At 30.3% G+C, this 16,502-nt stretch carries 16 protein-coding genes, 1 rRNA gene and 1 pseudogene; 4 read left to right on the top strand and 14 right to left on the bottom strand.

Going from position 1 to position 16,502, the window contains the following annotated elements:
• Nucleotides 1–186 precede the first annotated feature (186 nt).
• On the top strand, nucleotides 187–672 hold the full coding sequence (locus tag HGI79_RS17715) for a TetR/AcrR family transcriptional regulator (RefSeq protein ID WP_313885228.1): 486 nt from the start codon (nucleotides 187–189) through the stop codon (nucleotides 670–672).
• Nucleotides 673–778: 106 nt separating this feature from the next.
• On the top strand, nucleotides 779–1,381 hold the full coding sequence (locus HGI79_RS17710) for a nitroreductase family protein (protein WP_185652012.1): 603 nt from the start codon (nucleotides 779–781) through the stop codon (nucleotides 1,379–1,381).
• A 306-nt stretch (nucleotides 1,382–1,687) separates the two neighbouring features.
• Here HGI79_RS17710 and HGI79_RS17705 read toward each other — a convergent pair whose 3' ends face one another.
• Together HGI79_RS17705 and HGI79_RS17700 are read right to left on the bottom strand one after the other, a co-directional pair.
• Nucleotides 1,688–1,849, bottom strand: a complete 162-nt coding sequence (locus HGI79_RS17705) for a hypothetical protein (protein ID WP_185652011.1) — start codon at nucleotides 1,847–1,849, stop codon at nucleotides 1,688–1,690.
• Between the two features lie 38 nt (nucleotides 1,850–1,887).
• Nucleotides 1,888–2,760 carry a DUF1002 domain-containing protein gene (locus HGI79_RS17700; protein WP_185652010.1) on the bottom strand — a complete coding sequence of 291 codons (873 nt, stop codon included), beginning with the start codon at nucleotides 2,758–2,760 and terminating at the stop codon, nucleotides 1,888–1,890.
• Nucleotides 2,761–2,868: 108 nt separating this feature from the next.
• Between HGI79_RS17700 and HGI79_RS17695 the strand changes: the two are divergent.
• Nucleotides 2,869–3,191 (top strand): annotated as a pseudogene (locus HGI79_RS17695) ((deoxy)nucleoside triphosphate pyrophosphohydrolase).
• A 149-nt stretch (nucleotides 3,192–3,340) separates the two neighbouring features.
• Here the strand turns inward: HGI79_RS17695 and HGI79_RS17690 are convergent.
• The 11 genes from HGI79_RS17690 to HGI79_RS23740 all read right to left on the bottom strand — a co-directional run bounded on the left by HGI79_RS17690 (nucleotide 3,341) and on the right by HGI79_RS23740 (nucleotide 14,709).
• Complete coding sequence (locus HGI79_RS17690; protein WP_185652009.1) at nucleotides 3,341–3,913, bottom strand: DUF6179 domain-containing protein; 573 nt, start codon at nucleotides 3,911–3,913, stop codon at nucleotides 3,341–3,343.
• A 17-nt stretch (nucleotides 3,914–3,930) separates the two neighbouring features.
• Nucleotides 3,931–4,365, bottom strand: coding sequence for a DUF6323 family protein (locus HGI79_RS17685; RefSeq protein ID WP_185652008.1), 435 nt, complete (start codon nucleotides 4,363–4,365; stop codon nucleotides 3,931–3,933).
• Nucleotides 4,366–5,080: 715 nt separating this feature from the next.
• On the bottom strand, nucleotides 5,081–5,911 hold the full coding sequence (locus tag HGI79_RS17680; protein ID WP_185652007.1) for a sugar phosphate isomerase/epimerase: 831 nt from the start codon (nucleotides 5,909–5,911) through the stop codon (nucleotides 5,081–5,083).
• A 2-nt stretch (nucleotides 5,912–5,913) separates the two neighbouring features.
• Nucleotides 5,914–7,002 carry an ABC transporter ATP-binding protein gene (locus tag HGI79_RS17675; protein ID WP_185652006.1) on the bottom strand — a complete coding sequence of 363 codons (1,089 nt, stop codon included), beginning with the start codon at nucleotides 7,000–7,002 and terminating at the stop codon, nucleotides 5,914–5,916.
• Between the two features lie 10 nt (nucleotides 7,003–7,012).
• Entirely contained in the window at nucleotides 7,013–7,840 is an 828-nt protein-coding gene (locus HGI79_RS17670; RefSeq protein WP_185652005.1) for a carbohydrate ABC transporter permease, read from the bottom strand.
• Entirely contained in the window at nucleotides 7,830–8,738 is a 909-nt protein-coding gene (locus HGI79_RS17665) for a carbohydrate ABC transporter permease (RefSeq protein WP_185652004.1), read from the bottom strand. Before HGI79_RS17665 ends, HGI79_RS17670 begins: the two co-directional genes overlap by 11 nt.
• Nucleotides 8,739–8,796: 58 nt before the next feature.
• Nucleotides 8,797–10,101, bottom strand: coding sequence for an ABC transporter substrate-binding protein (locus HGI79_RS17660; RefSeq protein ID WP_185652003.1), 1,305 nt, complete (start codon nucleotides 10,099–10,101; stop codon nucleotides 8,797–8,799).
• Nucleotides 10,102–10,561: 460 nt separating this feature from the next.
• Nucleotides 10,562–11,359, bottom strand: a complete 798-nt coding sequence (locus tag HGI79_RS17655) for an HAD family hydrolase (RefSeq protein WP_185652002.1) — start codon at nucleotides 11,357–11,359, stop codon at nucleotides 10,562–10,564.
• A gap of 229 nt (nucleotides 11,360–11,588) precedes the next feature.
• A complete protein-coding gene (locus HGI79_RS17650; protein WP_241428255.1) occupies nucleotides 11,589–12,158 on the bottom strand; it encodes a glycerol-3-phosphate responsive antiterminator in 570 nt (189 codons plus the stop codon).
• 326 nt (nucleotides 12,159–12,484) lie between these two features.
• Nucleotides 12,485–13,528 carry a DNA polymerase IV gene (locus HGI79_RS17645; RefSeq protein ID WP_185652000.1) on the bottom strand — a complete coding sequence of 348 codons (1,044 nt, stop codon included), beginning with the start codon at nucleotides 13,526–13,528 and terminating at the stop codon, nucleotides 12,485–12,487.
• A gap of 1,106 nt (nucleotides 13,529–14,634) precedes the next feature.
• Complete coding sequence (locus HGI79_RS23740) at nucleotides 14,635–14,709, bottom strand: hypothetical protein (protein WP_395939555.1); 75 nt, start codon at nucleotides 14,707–14,709, stop codon at nucleotides 14,635–14,637.
• A gap of 379 nt (nucleotides 14,710–15,088) precedes the next feature.
• Here HGI79_RS23740 and ablB point away from each other — a divergent pair, with 379 nt between their 5' ends.
• Entirely contained in the window at nucleotides 15,089–15,937 is an 849-nt protein-coding gene (ablB, locus tag HGI79_RS17640; protein ID WP_185651999.1) for a putative beta-lysine N-acetyltransferase, read from the top strand.
• 298 nt (nucleotides 15,938–16,235) lie between these two features.
• Here the strand turns inward: ablB and rrf are convergent.
• A 5S ribosomal RNA gene (gene rrf, locus HGI79_RS17635) occupies nucleotides 16,236–16,352 on the bottom strand.
• Between the last annotated feature and the right edge of the window lie 150 nt (nucleotides 16,353–16,502).

The following is a 16,502-nucleotide window of genomic DNA, read 5'->3' as shown; positions in this document are numbered from 1 at the left end:
ACTCCCATCTTCTCCAAAGTGGGAGTAAAGAGCGGCTACGTCCCTGGATTCGTTCAACTAAGAATCAGGTGGGGTCAAAACCCCATCTGATTCAAGTTTCACTTTATGTAAACATAAAATATTATACTGTATTTGTTTAGCTATTGTAAATATATAATTACTTAATTTTTAGTATCTTTTACAGGAATAAATGATATCTTACATGAAGCTAATATGTCAAAAGGATCTTTCTATTTCTATTTTTCCAGTAAAAAAGAACTTGCACTTGAGATAGCAAAATATTATGGAAAGATAATATTACAAGATTGGCTAGAACCATTATCAAATAATCCTTGGGATATATTTATAAATAAGATGGTACTTGATATAAAAAGTTCCGTATCTGCAGGTAACTACTTTGGCTGTCCAATAGCTGTATTAGGTTTAGAAACAGCATTTATTGAAAATGATTTATCAAATGCATATGCAAATGGAATGAAGAAATTAATTGATATTTTTTCAAATTCTCTACAAGTATCTGGGTTAACAAAAGATAAAGCTGATGTAATTGCCAGAAAAGCCTTTGCTATTTATGAAGGTCACATACTTTACTATAGAATAAGTAAAGATGAAAGTTCATTTGACTATATTCTTAAAGATTTGTTATCACTAAAATTAGATAATACAAAATGAATCCGTAACTAACTTTAAGACATTGCTTAATTTTTCCATAAACTTCCATAAAGTTATATTATTTTATATTTCAAAAACCAACCGGTTTATTATAAGGAGGATAATTATGAGTGTAAAAGAATGTATAATGATGAGAAGAAGCATAAGAAAATATACGAAGGATGAGATACCTGATGAACTAATTTATGATTTGCTTGATTGTGCTAGACTTGCACCTTCTGCTTGCAATTCACAACCTTGGCGCTTTAAAATAATTAAGGACAAGGATATAAAACAAAGCTTATCTGAAATTTCCTTCAATCAAAAACACATTGCAGACGCTCCAGTAATTCTTATATGTTGTGCAGATACAAAAGACTATGTTGTTGGATCTTTATCTGGTAGTGAGGAATTATATAACTTAGATATTATTAATAAGGACTTTTATGAAATGATTAACTACAGAACTGATAGTCTCAAGAACATACAATCCGAAAAATTAATACCAGAGGTATCTTTTAATGTGGCAATGGCTATTGAACATATTGTATTAAGGGCTGTTGAACTTGGACTTGGTAGCTGTTGGGTAAGAATAGCTAATGAAAAAAAAATCAAGGAGTTATTCAACTGGGATGAAAATATAAAATATGTAAGTCTACTGGCTCTAGGTTATCCAGCTGAAGAACCAAAACCTATAAAAAAATTATCTATTGAAGAAATAATGTTATAATTTGTTTCTTGGAGTATAATTATACCCTTATTTCAATGTTAGTTAGCTGCTCTCCAGAATAAAGGTTATAAAATTCATTAGGAGTCATGTATCCCTAGCAAATTCAAGGTGTTAGTCCAGGTGCTTATTGCAAGACTTCTTAGTTGGGATGATAAACCACAACCACTTTAAACAGGCACAGCAATATACCTAATGCTTCGCGTTGTACCTATTGTGTTGAATAAAAAAACCTGAGAAATATATCAAAATATAAAATGTACCCTATAGAATAGACAATTTAAAAAAGTCTACTCTATAGGATACATTTTAATTAGTCTGAGGGAACTTAAAATACACGCACTTTCGTTGAAAAAATAATTCTACATATTTTCTATCAATAATTGAACAAAGCATTTCTGGATTATTTTTACTTATATTCTCCGCCATAGAATTAAAGTCAAAGCTTCTAATATTGCAGTGCTTTGGCATATATATTATTATACACGATTTTGTTACATTTACTATGATTAAGAAAGTAGCTTTGCAAAAAAGCTTTTAACTGAATCTAATATTTTACTTAAAAAACCTTTAGCCTGATCACTATTTAAGGTCTCTTTTAATTGGTTTGTTACGCCATTTAACTGATTTTTTAACTGATTAAAGTCTAAATTTAAACTATTTATCTTGCCCATTAAAGAAGTTATATTCTTAATATCATCATTACTTAGATTTATATTATAGTTATTAGTTACATTTAATACTATTTTTTCTATTTCTTTTTCATTTTTAGGTTTTTCTTTAATAACTTCTTTTTTTACTTCATTTATTAAACTGGCAGCTTTATCCTTTCCAATTTTCTCACCTAAATTACCAGTAACCACCAATTCTTCATTAGCAACCTTCTTTTTGTCTTCATCAATTTTTTTACCGGCACTGCTATTTTCAAAGCCCTTTAATATTCCTGTAAGTGCTGCAGTACCTGATACATTAAAGGGAGCTGATACTTTAACATTAGCATTTTGTATACCTGCAGTAATTAAAGCATTCTTTATCATATTTTCATTAATCCAATATACATTATTTGTAGATATATTTAACCCACCTTGGCTAGTAGGCTCTATGTAAGAACAAGATATGGACCTTGTCCCTATTTGTTTTTCGGAAGCTACATTACCTAAATATTTAACTTCTTCATTTCTGTTAACTTCTAATACATTGGCCTCCTGCTTAGTAACACCAAAATACTTAAGCATGTCTTCTTTCTGCTGGTTAGTTAAATCTGCTCCTAAAGTAACAATTTTAAAAGCATCAGCTTGGACCTTTTTTACAGGCATACATATTATTACAGACATAGTAAACAACACAAGCATCAAATTACTTATGAATGCTTTATACTTCATATTTTAAATCTCCTTTACTTATTATTACTCTGAGTTCCATAGTTGAATTGAAGCTCCATTTATTCTTCATTTGCCTGTCCCCCTGTACTTATTTAATCTTATTATAACATAATAATTCCTAGTAAAGAAAATTATGAAATACTATGTGCTCTTCGCTATCCAAGTATGTCCATTCCAAACATGTGGGAATTTCCCGGTGGCAAAGTAGAGAAGGATGAAAATTTAAAGCAAGCTATAGAAAGAGAGATCAAAGAAGAGTAGGATGTAAGGTTGAGTTTGGTAGCATTTTTAATGATAACACTCACGAATATGATAACTTTACGGTAAAGTTAATTACTTTTAAATGCAGATTGATATCCGGTACCACTACTGCCAATGAACACTCTAAACTAATATGGTTAAAGAGAGAAAATTTACTTTCCTTAAAATGAGCACCCGCAGATATCCCGGCGGTTGATCAGTTATTATTAGAAAAGGTAGAGGAAAGAGGCTATATCTTTTTTATAAATTCTAATTCCCTTACCATCATTTATTTGTCATAAAATTCACTTTAATTATATAACCTTATTTTTCCTTCATATTATTTAGTAAAACTTAATTTCCTCTCATCAAATACTAAAGGATAATCTATGCTGGCCATTGTATTGTGCGCTTCAAAAACCACCGTATATTTTTCAAAAAAGCTAGGTATAGCTTCATCTAAAGTTACATTATAAGCTTCAAGCTCAAGCTTTAATCTATCTCTCTTTATTTTCTCATACAATTTTTTAGTGTCTAGGACACATAACCTTAGTAGTTGAAGTCCTTCTTCATATATATCCTTTATCTCTTTTTGTTTTAATTCTTTTAGTGCTGCTTCTAGGTTATGAAATTTAAGCATATAAAAGTCTATGGCATACAAAAGAGAATTAAGCAAGCTTTCAGTAACCTCTACAGTAACAGAAGTGCTTTCCCCCTTAGTGTACTTCATAATTAATTCTTTTAGTAAGTCCATTATTTTAACTTGAATGTTAAACACCTCAGCATTACTCATCACTCCACTTTTTAAACATTCCTGAAGAATTGATATAGTGTATTGGTTCTTATTTAGCTTTTTTATATCTATCTTCCCTTTATTAGTCAGATATACACTATTTTCAGTATTCAAATTCATTACCCCCACTCCTTTTACTAAAGCTTTTTTCTAAAATTTCTTGAAAACTCCTCTAAGCTACCATACAATAATTCAACAGAGCCTTCACAGGAATTCTCAAATAAGTCTTTTATTAGCTCAATAAGCTCATCATCACAAAGCTTGTCTTCCGTTTCATTTTTCAGATAATAAAATACTTCCTGCATTTCATTTAAAGCCCGCACATAATTTTTATCATTTATGAAAGCTGATGAACTAAACACCTCAATGAACTTCTTAGTAACCTGAAAACTTAGCTCAATTCTTCCATAACTTTTTAATACTTTATTTCTCACATTTATAATCTGCAGCACATCTTCAAAGGTCAATACTAAGCCATATTTTTTAGTTTCCTCATTAGTTTGAAGCAACTCATTAACATATAATTCATTGAGACTGCCTTCTCCAGAATTAAAAATATCAATCAGGTTCATAAATTATTCTCCTTTTACAAAAACTATTGACTTTTTATCAAAAATATGATATAATATAATTTTATTGGTATATATCATATAATTATAGTGATTCAGCCTGCTTATGTCAATATAATTTTTATAAGCAATAAAATAACTGTCTATATCAGACAGTTATTTTCAATACTATTATTATTTTTAGTACTTATATGCTTTCTCAGCAGTTCAATTCTTTAAACTTGTTGCTCTTTTTTACCCTACGCTTTACTTGTATTTTAAAATATTTCTAATTATATTTTATTTAGCCATTACATATGTATCACAGCGGCCAATCTAGACAATCCATCGATACACTCATCACGATCTACAAAAAGCTGCTTCATTCCTACTAATGAGCAATAAATATCACTAAACATTTGTTGCAGACCCTGAAAAATAATCTATGACTCAATTATGAACAACCTTTTTAATAAAAACCTACTTATCTACCATAAAATCTGTATTCGCAATCCACATAACAAAGTATGGCTTATTATTATCTTTTTCCTTCATATGGTTCTTTTAAAATAAAGGCAATCACAAAGCATAAAATATCAATTCCAAGCTTTGACTTTGTAATAGGGAATAAATGTTACAAATCTCGGTTTGCTTTTTCTTATAAATGCACTAATGAATACAACCATTAACGCTGTGGCATATATGCCTATTGAAACATTGATGTGGAAGATATAAGCATTTATGCATAAAATTCTATTGCTGCATCTATTTTTCCTTTTCCTAACATTTTTTTAATTTCATTTACATCTTTTATAATACCATCAACATCTTTTCTGCAATTTTTACTGTATTCAATGACTAAATCAGCACTTGGAGTGTATTTTTTATAAATTTCAAAAAAACCATCTATATCTAGCTTTCCATCTCTAATTCGATTATGATTATCTTCAACGCCATCATTATTATGGAGGTGATATGCAACAATCCTGTGTTTTAACTCACTTATAACATGATTTAAATTCCAGTTGTTTGCAAAGGCATGACCAATATCAATTAGTATTTTATTATCAATTCCTTTTGCAATTTCAATAAATTGTTCTTCATCAAACAGCATATTATTACGAGAAAGCACCCCGGCATTTTCTACAACAATATCCACTCCATATGCTTTAGCTAATTCATTTAATTCCAGTAAATTTTCTGTTGAATTGCTTATCATTTCTATTCTGTTTTCAAGCTTTACTCTACAGTTATTATGATGGTACACAATATATCTACTATTTAATTGCTTTGAAAGTTCAAGAGTACTTCTAAAATATTCTTTTGAGTTTTCATATTCTATAGAGCCTTTTTCACTGGAATGTTCTGTGTGATAATAGGGTCCATGTAATGAGATATGATAATTTTCAAACTTGTCCAAGTTTTTGTCAAGTATATCAATAAACTGTCTGTCATGCCACTCTGGAAAAAGTTCTATGCCTATATTCTTATCATTGATTTTATCAAGTAATGGGAAAATATTTTCTAATTCACTAGGGGTATATAAATTTGTACTAATATAAATATTCATAATCATAACTCCTCTGGATATCCAATTGACATAGTAGTATTTCTATTAAATAAATGTATTTTTGTAAAATCTGGTGCAAAATATACTAAATCATCAGCTTTCAAATGATTTTCATCAGACATAGCAATAATTTCATTACCTTCAACCTCAAAATATATGCCAAATCTATTACCATAGTCTTCAATATACTTTACAAATCCTTTAAAAGCATTTTCTATTGGTACTTTACTTAACTTAATATGTTCAGGCCTTATACCAAAAGATAATTCTGTACATCCACTATTAACTACTTTATTTCCCCAGATTTTTGGTAAAAGTAACCTTTGATCTCCCACAGTTATTGTATCATTTGAATAATTAACATCAAAAATATTAGTAGATGGGGAACCAATAAATTTTGCAGTAAATATATTGGCAGGTCTATTGTATACATTATGTGGAGTATCTATCATTTGTAAGGTGCCTTTATTCATTAACGCCACTCTGTCACCTATAGTCATTGCTTCTACTTGGTCGTGTGTTACATAAACAAAAGTTTGATGATACATTTCATGAATCTTAACTAATTCCTTTCTGGCATGTCCTCTTAACTGTGCATCAAGATTAGAAAGTGGTTCATCTAACAAGAAAAAATCACTTCGCTTTACTACTGCACGAGCAAGAGCAACTCTTTGACGTTGCCCACCTGACAAATCCTTCGGTTTTCTATTTTCTAAACCATTTAATTGAAGCATATCTAATGCTGCTTTTAATCTTTTCTCCATTTCTTCTTTTGGTACTTTATGAACCTTCAATCCATAAGTTATATTATCCGATACTGTCATATGCGGAAAAAGAGCGTAGTTTTGGAACACCATAGCTACATTTCTATCACCACTTGGAACATCATTAACACAGCTTCCATTCATGTACAATTTTCCAGAGGTTATATCTTCTAAGCCTGCAATAATTCTAAGTGTTGTAGATTTACCACAACCAGATGGACCTAGTAATATTAATCTTTCCCCTTCTTTTATTGTTAAGCTTAAATTATTTACTACTTGAGTTTTACCGTAAGATTTACATATATTTTCAAAAACAATTTCTTTCATAACTGCTCTCCTATCCCTTTATTCCTGATGATGCAAAAGTATTAATAATATACTTTTGGAATATAATATATAGTACTAATGGTATTATCATGGTTATTACAGACACAGCCATGGCAATAGTAAAGTCTGTTCCACCTTCTGAGCTAATAAATAATTGAAGTGCTAAAGGAAGTGTGAAATTTTCCTTTGACTTTAAGATTAGCACTGGCCATACATATTCATTCCATGAGTTAATAAAAAACATAATTCCTGTAGAAATAATAGCTGGTTTTACAAGTGGCACTACAATATCCTTCATAATTTTTAAGTGTCCAACCTTCTCTAATTCAGCTACCTCAATTAAGGAACGAGGAATAGTTCTCATAGACTGTCTAATTAAAAAAATACCTGTTGCATCACTGAGTTGTGGTAAAATAACACCTAATAGTTTATCATTAAAGCCTAACTTTGAAATAGTTAGGTAGTTTGGTATCATTGTTACAGTAAAGGGTATAAATATAGTACTGATTAGAATAAAATACATAATATTTTTGTACTTGAAATCAAAATATACAAAGGCATAAGCTGCAAATATAGCCGTTAGAGTTTTAAATAATGTAACACAAGAGGCAATGAAAAAGGTATTACTTGTAATTTGTACAAAAGGCAATCTGGTGAATACCTCTATATAATTATTTATAGTTGGGTTAACCGGTATAATTGCAAATACATTGCTATATGCTTCATTCAATTCTTTAAAGGAACTTGAAATTGCAAATACTATTGGAAAAAGAGAGACAAATACAAATAGTACTAAAATAATGTGCCACTTAAATTCTGCTGTAAATTTAATTTTCATAGTATACTCCTCTCTCTACATACTTAAATTCCAAAATAAGCAATGCCACAAATAACGCCATTGTCAAAATAGCGAAAGCAGATGCACTACCTGTTCTATATAAAACGAAAGCTTCTTGATATGCATTGTAAATAGCATTGGAGCTTGCATTATCTGGTCCACCTTGTGTGATAACTTTAATTGGTGTAAATACATATTGTAAACCTTGTACAATTGTCATAACTAACACATAAACCCCTGTTGCACTACTCATAGGGAGTACAATATCTAGGAATATCTTATGCATTGGTACCTTATCTAGCTTTGCAGCCTCAATTACCTCACTGGATACTCCTGAAACTCCTGCAAGTACAACAATAAAGTTATAACCAAATATCTTCCAAGTGGTTATTAAACTTAGTACTACAATGACAAGTCCATCTGTTTTACTCCATATAGGCAATGTTAGACCAAACATCTTTGCAATAATTGCTACAGGACCGGAAATAGGGTTTAGAATCCACAAATATAAAATTGAGCCTACTACTAAGGAAATAACACTAGGTAAGAAAATTACACTTTTGTAAAAGCCTTTAGCCTTTTTTATAACAACAGAAAGAATAAAGGATAGTATATATGGTGCTGCACAATTTAATATCAACAAAATAATTATGTAAACTAGCGTATTCCCCATTACCTTATAGGTAAGTGGATCTTTAAACAAAGCTATATAATTATCCAAACCTACAAATGTCTTTGTTGGTTTAATCATATTCCAAGAAAAAAAGCTTAAATAAATTGTTCTAAGCAGCGGCCAAAACATAAATACTGCAAAGGCTAAAAATGACGGTAAAATAAATAGATAAGCAATAATTTTTTGACGGATACTATAATTTAGTACCTTTCCTTCATTCTGCATTTCGGTCCTCCTTAAAATATAGTAAAAGACAGAGGAAACCTCTGACTTTTACTTGTAACTATTTTTTTAATAGTACATTGATTTTATCTTGTGCAGATTTTAAACCATCTCTAGTAGATACACTACCACTTAAAATTTTATCTCTTGTATCCAATAATATTTGTTCTGCTTGAAGTCCGGCATCACCAGGGAATGATGTCCAAGATACAACTCCGTCCATTTGGGTAGTAGCTGCAGCCATCATCTTGTTTTGTTCTAAGAAACTCTTTAAACCATTTTCTGCTGTTGCTACATCTTTTCTTGGTGGAACATATCCAGTACCCTTTGTCCACTCAGCCATAGATTCTATACTATATAAGTACTTTTCAAACTCCCAAGCAGCCTTTTGTTCTTTTTGAGTTTTTGCAGTTATAGCTAGGAAACAACCGCCTGCTGGCAATCGCTTTTCTTTACCTGCCCATGCAGGAGAGTTAATTGCTGCTACATCAAAGGTTGCACCTTTTTGGACATTTGCTCTTTGAGCAATTGTTGTATACAACATACCTACGTTACCATCAATAAATGATTTAACACCCTCGTTCCATGATATATGTAATGCGGATTTTGTTTTTACAACCATATCTGCATAAGCTTCATAAGCCTTAATACCTTCTTCAGAAGCAAAACTTGCTTTACCATCTGTAATCATTCTAGCACCATTACTTTCTAATAATGCTTGAGTTGCCCAGTTATCTGCTGGTTCCTGCATGTAGAAGCCGTATTTACCTGTTTTTTCTTTAATTGTATTTGAAAAAGCCACTAGCTCTTCCCATGTCTTTGGTCCATTTTCATCTAGTCCTGCTTTTCTTAAAATATCTTTATTTATGTAAAGAACTGGTGTACTAAGAGAATAAGGAATACCCACCTGACTATCTTTACTGTTCTTTGCAAGCCCTAATACGTTTGGCAGGAAATTATCTTTTAAAAAAGTCTTATCCTTTGGAAACTGTGCATCAATAATTTTTTGTGGTTCTGTATAGCTAAAATTGTTTGAGAAGTAGTCCAAAAATGCCCACCCAACTTGCACTATTGCTGGAGATTTACCAGTTGCAACTTCTGCTTGTAAGTTTTGCAATAAACCTTTGTACATATCTGGGTTATATTTAGCAACTACTTCAACTGTATCGCTTTGTGCATTAAAATCCTTTACTAGTTTCTCTACACTTTTTCCTCCTTGGGTTTCAGCATTAACATGCCAGTATTCAATCTTTACTTTTTCAGCTTTTGTATTTGTTTGTGTGCTAGGTGCAGCAGTTCCACAACCACTAAGTGACAATGTAATAAGTGTTACTAGTGAAGCAACTTTCAAAATACCTTTTTTCATTTTGTTTTCCCCCTACTAAATTTCATTGTTTTTTACAGTTAACATTACTCCAAATTTTCAATTTACATTTTAAGATTATATAGTTTAATTGTTAAATGAAATCTTCATTAGTGTAAAAAAAGATTAACTTGTTTACTTATAGATACCCACAACTTAAATTTAACTTATACGTAGGAAAATGATGCCAAAACTGATGGCACTTTTAAAAATTTTTTATTAGTCTTAGTGAAGTGTTTTTGAAAATCTTAGGAGCTTTGATATGTTTGAGGTACGAGTTTATCAAAGGTTCTTAGATTTTCATAAACACAAACTTTAGACTAATTAAAAGTTTTTAACGTGCCGAAGTTTGGTAGCATATTCCGGAGTATAAGTTAAATTTCGGGCATGGTTATCTATATCATTTACCTCTTTCATTGTATTACTATCATTACTTCTACAGAAATATCTAATAATATATTTTTTATGCAAACTTTCTTACTACTTCAATAACTCCTTCTTCATACTCACCAACTGTTACAAAATCAGCTATGCTTTTTAATCCTTCCACTGCATTAGCAACAGCAACTCCTATATGTGCTTCTTCTATTAATTCCTTATCATTCATATGGTTTCCTATGGTCACAACTTCTTCGTCTTTTATACCTAAATATTTTTTTAACTTTTTAAGTGCACTACCTTTCGAAACGCCTTTTGTGAGTATTTCCATATAATCATCTTCTGATATTACATATCTAAATTCACTTTTTAAAATTTTATCTAGTTCATTCCAATATTCTTTATATTTTTCCACATCACCTATTATTAAAATTTTATTTACTGCTAACTCTGAATTTAGCAATATCGTATCCACAACCTGGCATTTTATAAGTTCCTTTTTTTCATATGCAGAAATCTCTGCTGTATGTCTCAAACAAAACACTTGTCCATCATAGGAAAATATAACTGAAGCGCCAATTCGTTGAAGCTTTTCTAAAAATGGAACCCACTTTTTCAGTGAAAAAGTGTCCGAATAGATTTTATTTCCACTTTTATCTATTATCTCTGCCCCATTGTACACAATATACGGCGCATTTATCCCTAGTTTTTTAATTACATCTAAACTTGTTTCTTTAGGTCTTCCAGTAGCTATAGTAAATATCTTACCCTTTTTCTCAAATTCATGAATTTCTTCTATTAATTTTGAGGAAACTTCATAATGTTCTTTATAACTATTAAATAAAGTTCCATCTAAATCAGATACAATCATTTTAATACTCATATGAAAACTCCTAGCTTTTAATAATAAAATAACAAAATAGAGACTCAAAAAAACTATAAATCACCCTCTTTCTTTTTAACTATGCTTGCAATTAATATACTTACAAACATATTGTCTTATAGAAGATGATTAACGGTTTTCTCAAATCTCCACCACTAATCATTCAAACTTATTAAATTAATTATATTATGTATAAAAATTTAAAACGCAGAATAAAAATATATGTATATTAAAATTCACTTTTTATATCTATATTCCACAATTCACTTTTACTGCATGATATACCATCTGCACCAGCCTTAAACATATCTAATATTTGCTCTTTCTCGCTTATTAGCCCACCTAATACTATAGGTTTATCTATTTCATTTTTTATAGTTTCAACAATAGGATATACCAATGCTGGCATAACTTCTACTACATCAGGGTCATTTTCTCTTATACTTTCTATAGCACCCTTTAATGAGTTAGTATCAATAAGAAAAACTCTCTGAATTGTAATTAAACCTTTCTTTTTAGCAGCCCTTAACATAGTACTTTTAGTTGAAACAATTCCTGCAGGATTTATATATTTTTTAATAAAATTTATAGATTCTTTGTCATTAGATAGCCCTTTTATCAAATCTGTATGTAATAATATAGGCTTTTTCTTATTATACATATGAAAATCCTGCTCCATTAACTCATTTAATTTTCCATTTATTAATATTATAGATGAAGCCTTAGAATGTACAGCAAGTTGTAAAGTTTCATGTTGAGCCGCAGCAATTAAGGGATTAATCCTTAATATTTCTTTCATATTCAAATTGACTCCACCTTTTAGACTGAGATTTTATAACTTAATTTTAATCTCACTATGTTAATTCTATATTATACTTAATTTAAATTTATGTTATTTGCAAACTCATAATATTATAATAGATTTAATTGTATTAAAAAATTAACAATTTTGCAATTAGATATGTAATTAAATTTCTGAAAAGGTTGTGCCTAGACCTAGTCCTTTAGAACTATCTTAAAAAGAAACTTTACGCTCTTCATCTGGTCTTAATTTTAGTTTCAGTTTTTTTACATCATGTACTCCGGCAAGAATACTACTTTGAAAAGTAAAATCTTCACCTTCATTTAAAGGAATGATAGTTGTTCAATTCTATTTTCTTTAAAAGATGAAATTGATATTCCTATCAATCTTATCTTTTCTTCAAGTTCTAATTCTTCTAAAATACTACAAGCTTCTTTGTATATTTCCTCTTCACTGAATACATAGTGTGCCAAGGTTTTGCTCTTGGTATGATTGAGAAAAGATGCAGTTTTTATTTTTATAGTAATGTTTTTTCCCCTTATATTTTTACTTTGCATTGTACTCGCAATGGACCTTGCAAAAGCTTTTATATATAATTTTAGTTGGTTTTTATCATTGGTATCATTACTTAATGTGGTTTCCCGACCAATGGATTTTCTCTCTCTTAATATCTGAACTTCTCTCTTATCTATTCCTCTAATTCTTTCATAGATCGCTACTCCAAATTTTCCGAAGTATTCTATTAATAAATCCTGAGGTAACTTATGCAATTCTTCTATTGTAAAAATCCCAATATTATTAAGCCTTTTCACCGACTTCTGTCCTAAACCGTAAACTTTATCTATAGTCAGTGGGAATAGAATTCTTGGTATTTCACCCTTTCCTATTATCTTTATGCCATTAGGTTTATTCCAATCCGAAGCTAATTTTGCTAGAAACTTATTATAGGATAAGCCTACTGAAATGGTAAGTCCTGTTTCTTTTCTTACTCTGCTTTTAATAAAGCTTGCTATATCTGATGGGTTCTTATTTATATATGTTATGTCCAAATAGGCCTCGTCTATACTCAAAGGTTCTACATATGAGGTTATTTCATAAAAAATATTAAATATTTTATTTGATATTTCTTTATATCTTCCGTATCTAACAGGGAGAAAAATGCCACTAGGGCACTTTGCCTTAGCCATATATATGGGCATAGCACTCCTTACACCGTAAGCTCTAGCCTCATAAGAGCAAGTTGCAACCACCCCTCTCTCGGAGTTACCTCCAATTATAACAGGTTTTCCCCTTAGGTTTTTATTATCTACTATTTCAACTGATGCAAAAAAAGCATCCATGTCAACATGCATTATCACTTTATCCACTTAATATTCCTCCATATGTCTCAAAACCTCATAATCCTTAACAAAATATATTATACTATGATGATACCATAAAACAAGACAGCCAAAATATAAAAAATAAGTTAGAACAGTGTTATGGAAAAGAGAGGAAATTTACCAATTGAAAAAACAGCCAAATAGCTGTTTTAGGACATCTTCTTATATTTCTACAAATTGTGAGTGGTACCACGTACCCTAGCGAAGGAAGTATTTGGCTCCCGAGCTTGCTATTGTTTTTTAACGTTGGCGAATGTCAAAAGGTTTGTTGAGACTCGAAGCTTTCAGATAGTCAAAAATCACCGGTACAAAATCTTTAAAAGTTTTATACTTGTCACGATTTGTAAGATACTTATTTTTCACAAGCAAGAATATTTCTTCCACTTGTTCATAGCTCTATAAAGATGAAAAACCTAAGGTAAGCTAAACCCTACCTTAGGTTAATGGCTATGGGGTATGACTCCATAGTGAGAATTTACCTCCAGCTTGCTAATAGTAAGTAAAGATTTTTTAGTAACTGAAATTAGCTTAATTGAATATATATATATCATAAATATAATCATAAATAGCCTAAAAATAGTTTTTACTATGGTGGAACATATAGGTAGACCTATATTGGTCAAGCCTTTGTTAAAGGAGGTGATTATTATGTATTCTTACTATCCACCATATTATCCACCATACTATCCACCTTACTATCCACCTTACTATCCACCATACTATCCACCATACTATCCACCTTACTATCCACCTTACTATCCACCATACTATCCACCTTACCCATATTATCCTTACGGAGATTAAAGAATGGATAATTTCATGCTAATTATTAGGTGTGAGCTTAGTTTGTTGCCTTAGTGCACATCATATTAGTAGTTTATATAAAAGATGGTATACCCCCAAATGGGAGTATACCGTTTGGAATGAACAATATCTACAATTAAGATTTTCATAATAGCATACCTGGCTGAAACAAGTTATTTACATATTTTATCTTAATATAATTTTATCAGACACAAGATAAAATGTAACGGAATGAATGTAACAAACTTTCTGTTTGATTGAGATTCAAGTAAAAATTTTAATTAATTTTAGTAAGGAAACATAACATATACACCAAAGGTATCATACTTAAACTGCATACTCTCATCTAGTTCACTAACTATATCATCTCTATATCAATACATTACATGTTAGCAAGCTCACTTTGTTCGCCAGTACCTCCTGGATTCTTGGAGAACAAAGTGAGCTTGCTAGAACTTTAATCTTTATTTTTATATAATATGCCTAATCAAACTCCTTTATAATTTAAAGTGTAAGATTTTCAATAGTCTATTTATAAGGAGAAGTGAATATCTAACTCCTTCATTATTTAAAGTATAATGTCTTCATTTTTGTTATACTATGACAAAATCGAAGGAGATACTGTCAAAATTTAATATGGTATTTTTTTCATATGAATATCCCCAAGGTCATTAAATAAATTGAGGAATAAATATTAAAAAACAAACAACTACTAATATATATAAGAATGGAGTTGATAAAATGCTTTTAGATTTATCTAAGTTAGAAAATATAAAGCTTTCTGATGGAAATGCAAAAATTAGAATAGATAAATTTAACCAAAGAATCAAAATTATAAGTATAGACGGTGACATTGAAGAATTAATGAGTAGACTAGCACCTTTTATAACTCAGCACAAAGTTGGAAAGCTTGTTTACATTGCAAAGAGAGAGAAAATAGAAGAATTTAAAAAACAAGGCTTTATCATGGAAGCAAAAGTTGAAAATTTTTTTAATGGCGCTCCAGGATATTTTCTTTCTAAGTTCCTCACGTATGAACGAAAAATGAGTATTCGAATTCCAGAAGAAGAAGAAGTTTTAATAAAGGCAAGGGAATATATAAATGAAGATTTTAATTATAGTGTTAAAAACCAATTTCTTATCAGAAATGCTAATAAAGAAGATGCAAAAGAATTAGCTGAACTTTATCACAGTATTTTTGAAACATATCCATCGCCTATGAATGATTCTGAATATATTAAATTTGCTATGGATAACAATGTGTTTTTTAAAGTAGCAGTTTATGACGGAAAAATTGTTAGTTCTGCATCAGCAGATACGGACCCCAAGCATTTAAATGCAGAAATAACTGATTGTGCAACTAAAAAGTCACATAGAGGAACTGGATTAATGGGTAGATTAATATATGAACTAGAAAAAGAATTACGCATTAAAAATTATAAAGTTCTATATAGTACAGCTAGGTCCATTTCAACAGGAATGAATATTGTATTTGCAAAACATAACTATGAGTATGCGGGGCGGTTAATTAATCATTGCCACATCTGCGGACAGTTTGAAGATATGAATATTTGGATGAAAACATTATAATTTATAAAAATCTGATTCTTAAATCATTAAAAAGTATCACTTTCATAAATTTTATAAAAAGCATTATTCAAGATTTAGAGCCTGAATAATGCTTTTAATTCCTTTACATAATTCGTTATAAATGACCTCATGAACAATCTCTATTTCATATTCCTCAGGAATAATTAAATCAATATTAAATTTTTCCTTTAAAACTTTTTTATAAAATTATAAGCATTCCAGTTGGGGAGTGGATAGGGAACTTAACACCATACAAAATAAAAAAACACTAAGCAATATTGCTTAGTGTTTTTTTATTACCTAGCAGCGACCTACTCTCCCACAGGGCCTCCCCTGCAGTACCATCGGCACTGTGAAGCTTAACCGTCGTGTTCGGAATGGGAACGGGTGTAGCCTTCACGTCATTACCACTAGATGGCCAGGCATCCAAAATCGGAGATTTTGTGATGATCGGCCACTCCGAAGCGCTAGCTTTGGAGTTTCATTATAAACTATAATCTCTGTATTAAGAGACATTATTTGTTCTCTGAAAATTGCACAGACTAGCTGTAAAGCTTAAATAATT

Source organism: Clostridium sp. DJ247, assembly GCF_014231265.1.
Note: the sequence above shows the minus strand (reverse complement) of the source record. Positions and strands in the feature narration are given on the sequence as shown.

Excerpts from the sequence above, each read along its gene's own strand:
- HGI79_RS17690 (WP_185652009.1), bottom strand. The coding sequence starts at position 3,913 with ATGAATTTGAATACTGAAAATAGTGTATATCTGACTAATAAAGGGAAG.
- HGI79_RS17675 (WP_185652006.1), bottom strand. The coding sequence starts at position 7,002 with ATGAAAGAAATTGTTTTTGAAAATATATGTAAATCTTACGGTAAAACT.
- HGI79_RS17660 (WP_185652003.1), bottom strand. The coding sequence starts at position 10,101 with ATGAAAAAAGGTATTTTGAAAGTTGCTTCACTAGTAACACTTATTACA.
- HGI79_RS17710 (WP_185652012.1), top strand. The coding sequence starts at position 779 with ATGAGTGTAAAAGAATGTATAATGATGAGAAGAAGCATAAGAAAATAT.
- HGI79_RS17705 (WP_185652011.1), bottom strand. The coding sequence starts at position 1,849 with ATGCCAAAGCACTGCAATATTAGAAGCTTTGACTTTAATTCTATGGCG.
- HGI79_RS17670 (WP_185652005.1), bottom strand. The coding sequence starts at position 7,840 with ATGAAAATTAAATTTACAGCAGAATTTAAGTGGCACATTATTTTAGTA.
- HGI79_RS17680 (WP_185652007.1), bottom strand. The coding sequence starts at position 5,911 with ATGAATATTTATATTAGTACAAATTTATATACCCCTAGTGAATTAGAA.
- ablB (WP_185651999.1), top strand. The coding sequence starts at position 15,089 with ATGCTTTTAGATTTATCTAAGTTAGAAAATATAAAGCTTTCTGATGGA.
- HGI79_RS17700 (WP_185652010.1), bottom strand. The coding sequence starts at position 2,760 with ATGAAGTATAAAGCATTCATAAGTAATTTGATGCTTGTGTTGTTTACT.
- HGI79_RS17665 (WP_185652004.1), bottom strand. The coding sequence starts at position 8,738 with ATGCAGAATGAAGGAAAGGTACTAAATTATAGTATCCGTCAAAAAATT.
- HGI79_RS17685 (WP_185652008.1), bottom strand. The coding sequence starts at position 4,365 with ATGAACCTGATTGATATTTTTAATTCTGGAGAAGGCAGTCTCAATGAA.
- HGI79_RS17655 (WP_185652002.1), bottom strand. The coding sequence starts at position 11,359 with ATGAGTATTAAAATGATTGTATCTGATTTAGATGGAACTTTATTTAAT.
- HGI79_RS17650 (WP_241428255.1), bottom strand. The coding sequence starts at position 12,158 with ATGAAAGAAATATTAAGGATTAATCCCTTAATTGCTGCGGCTCAACAT.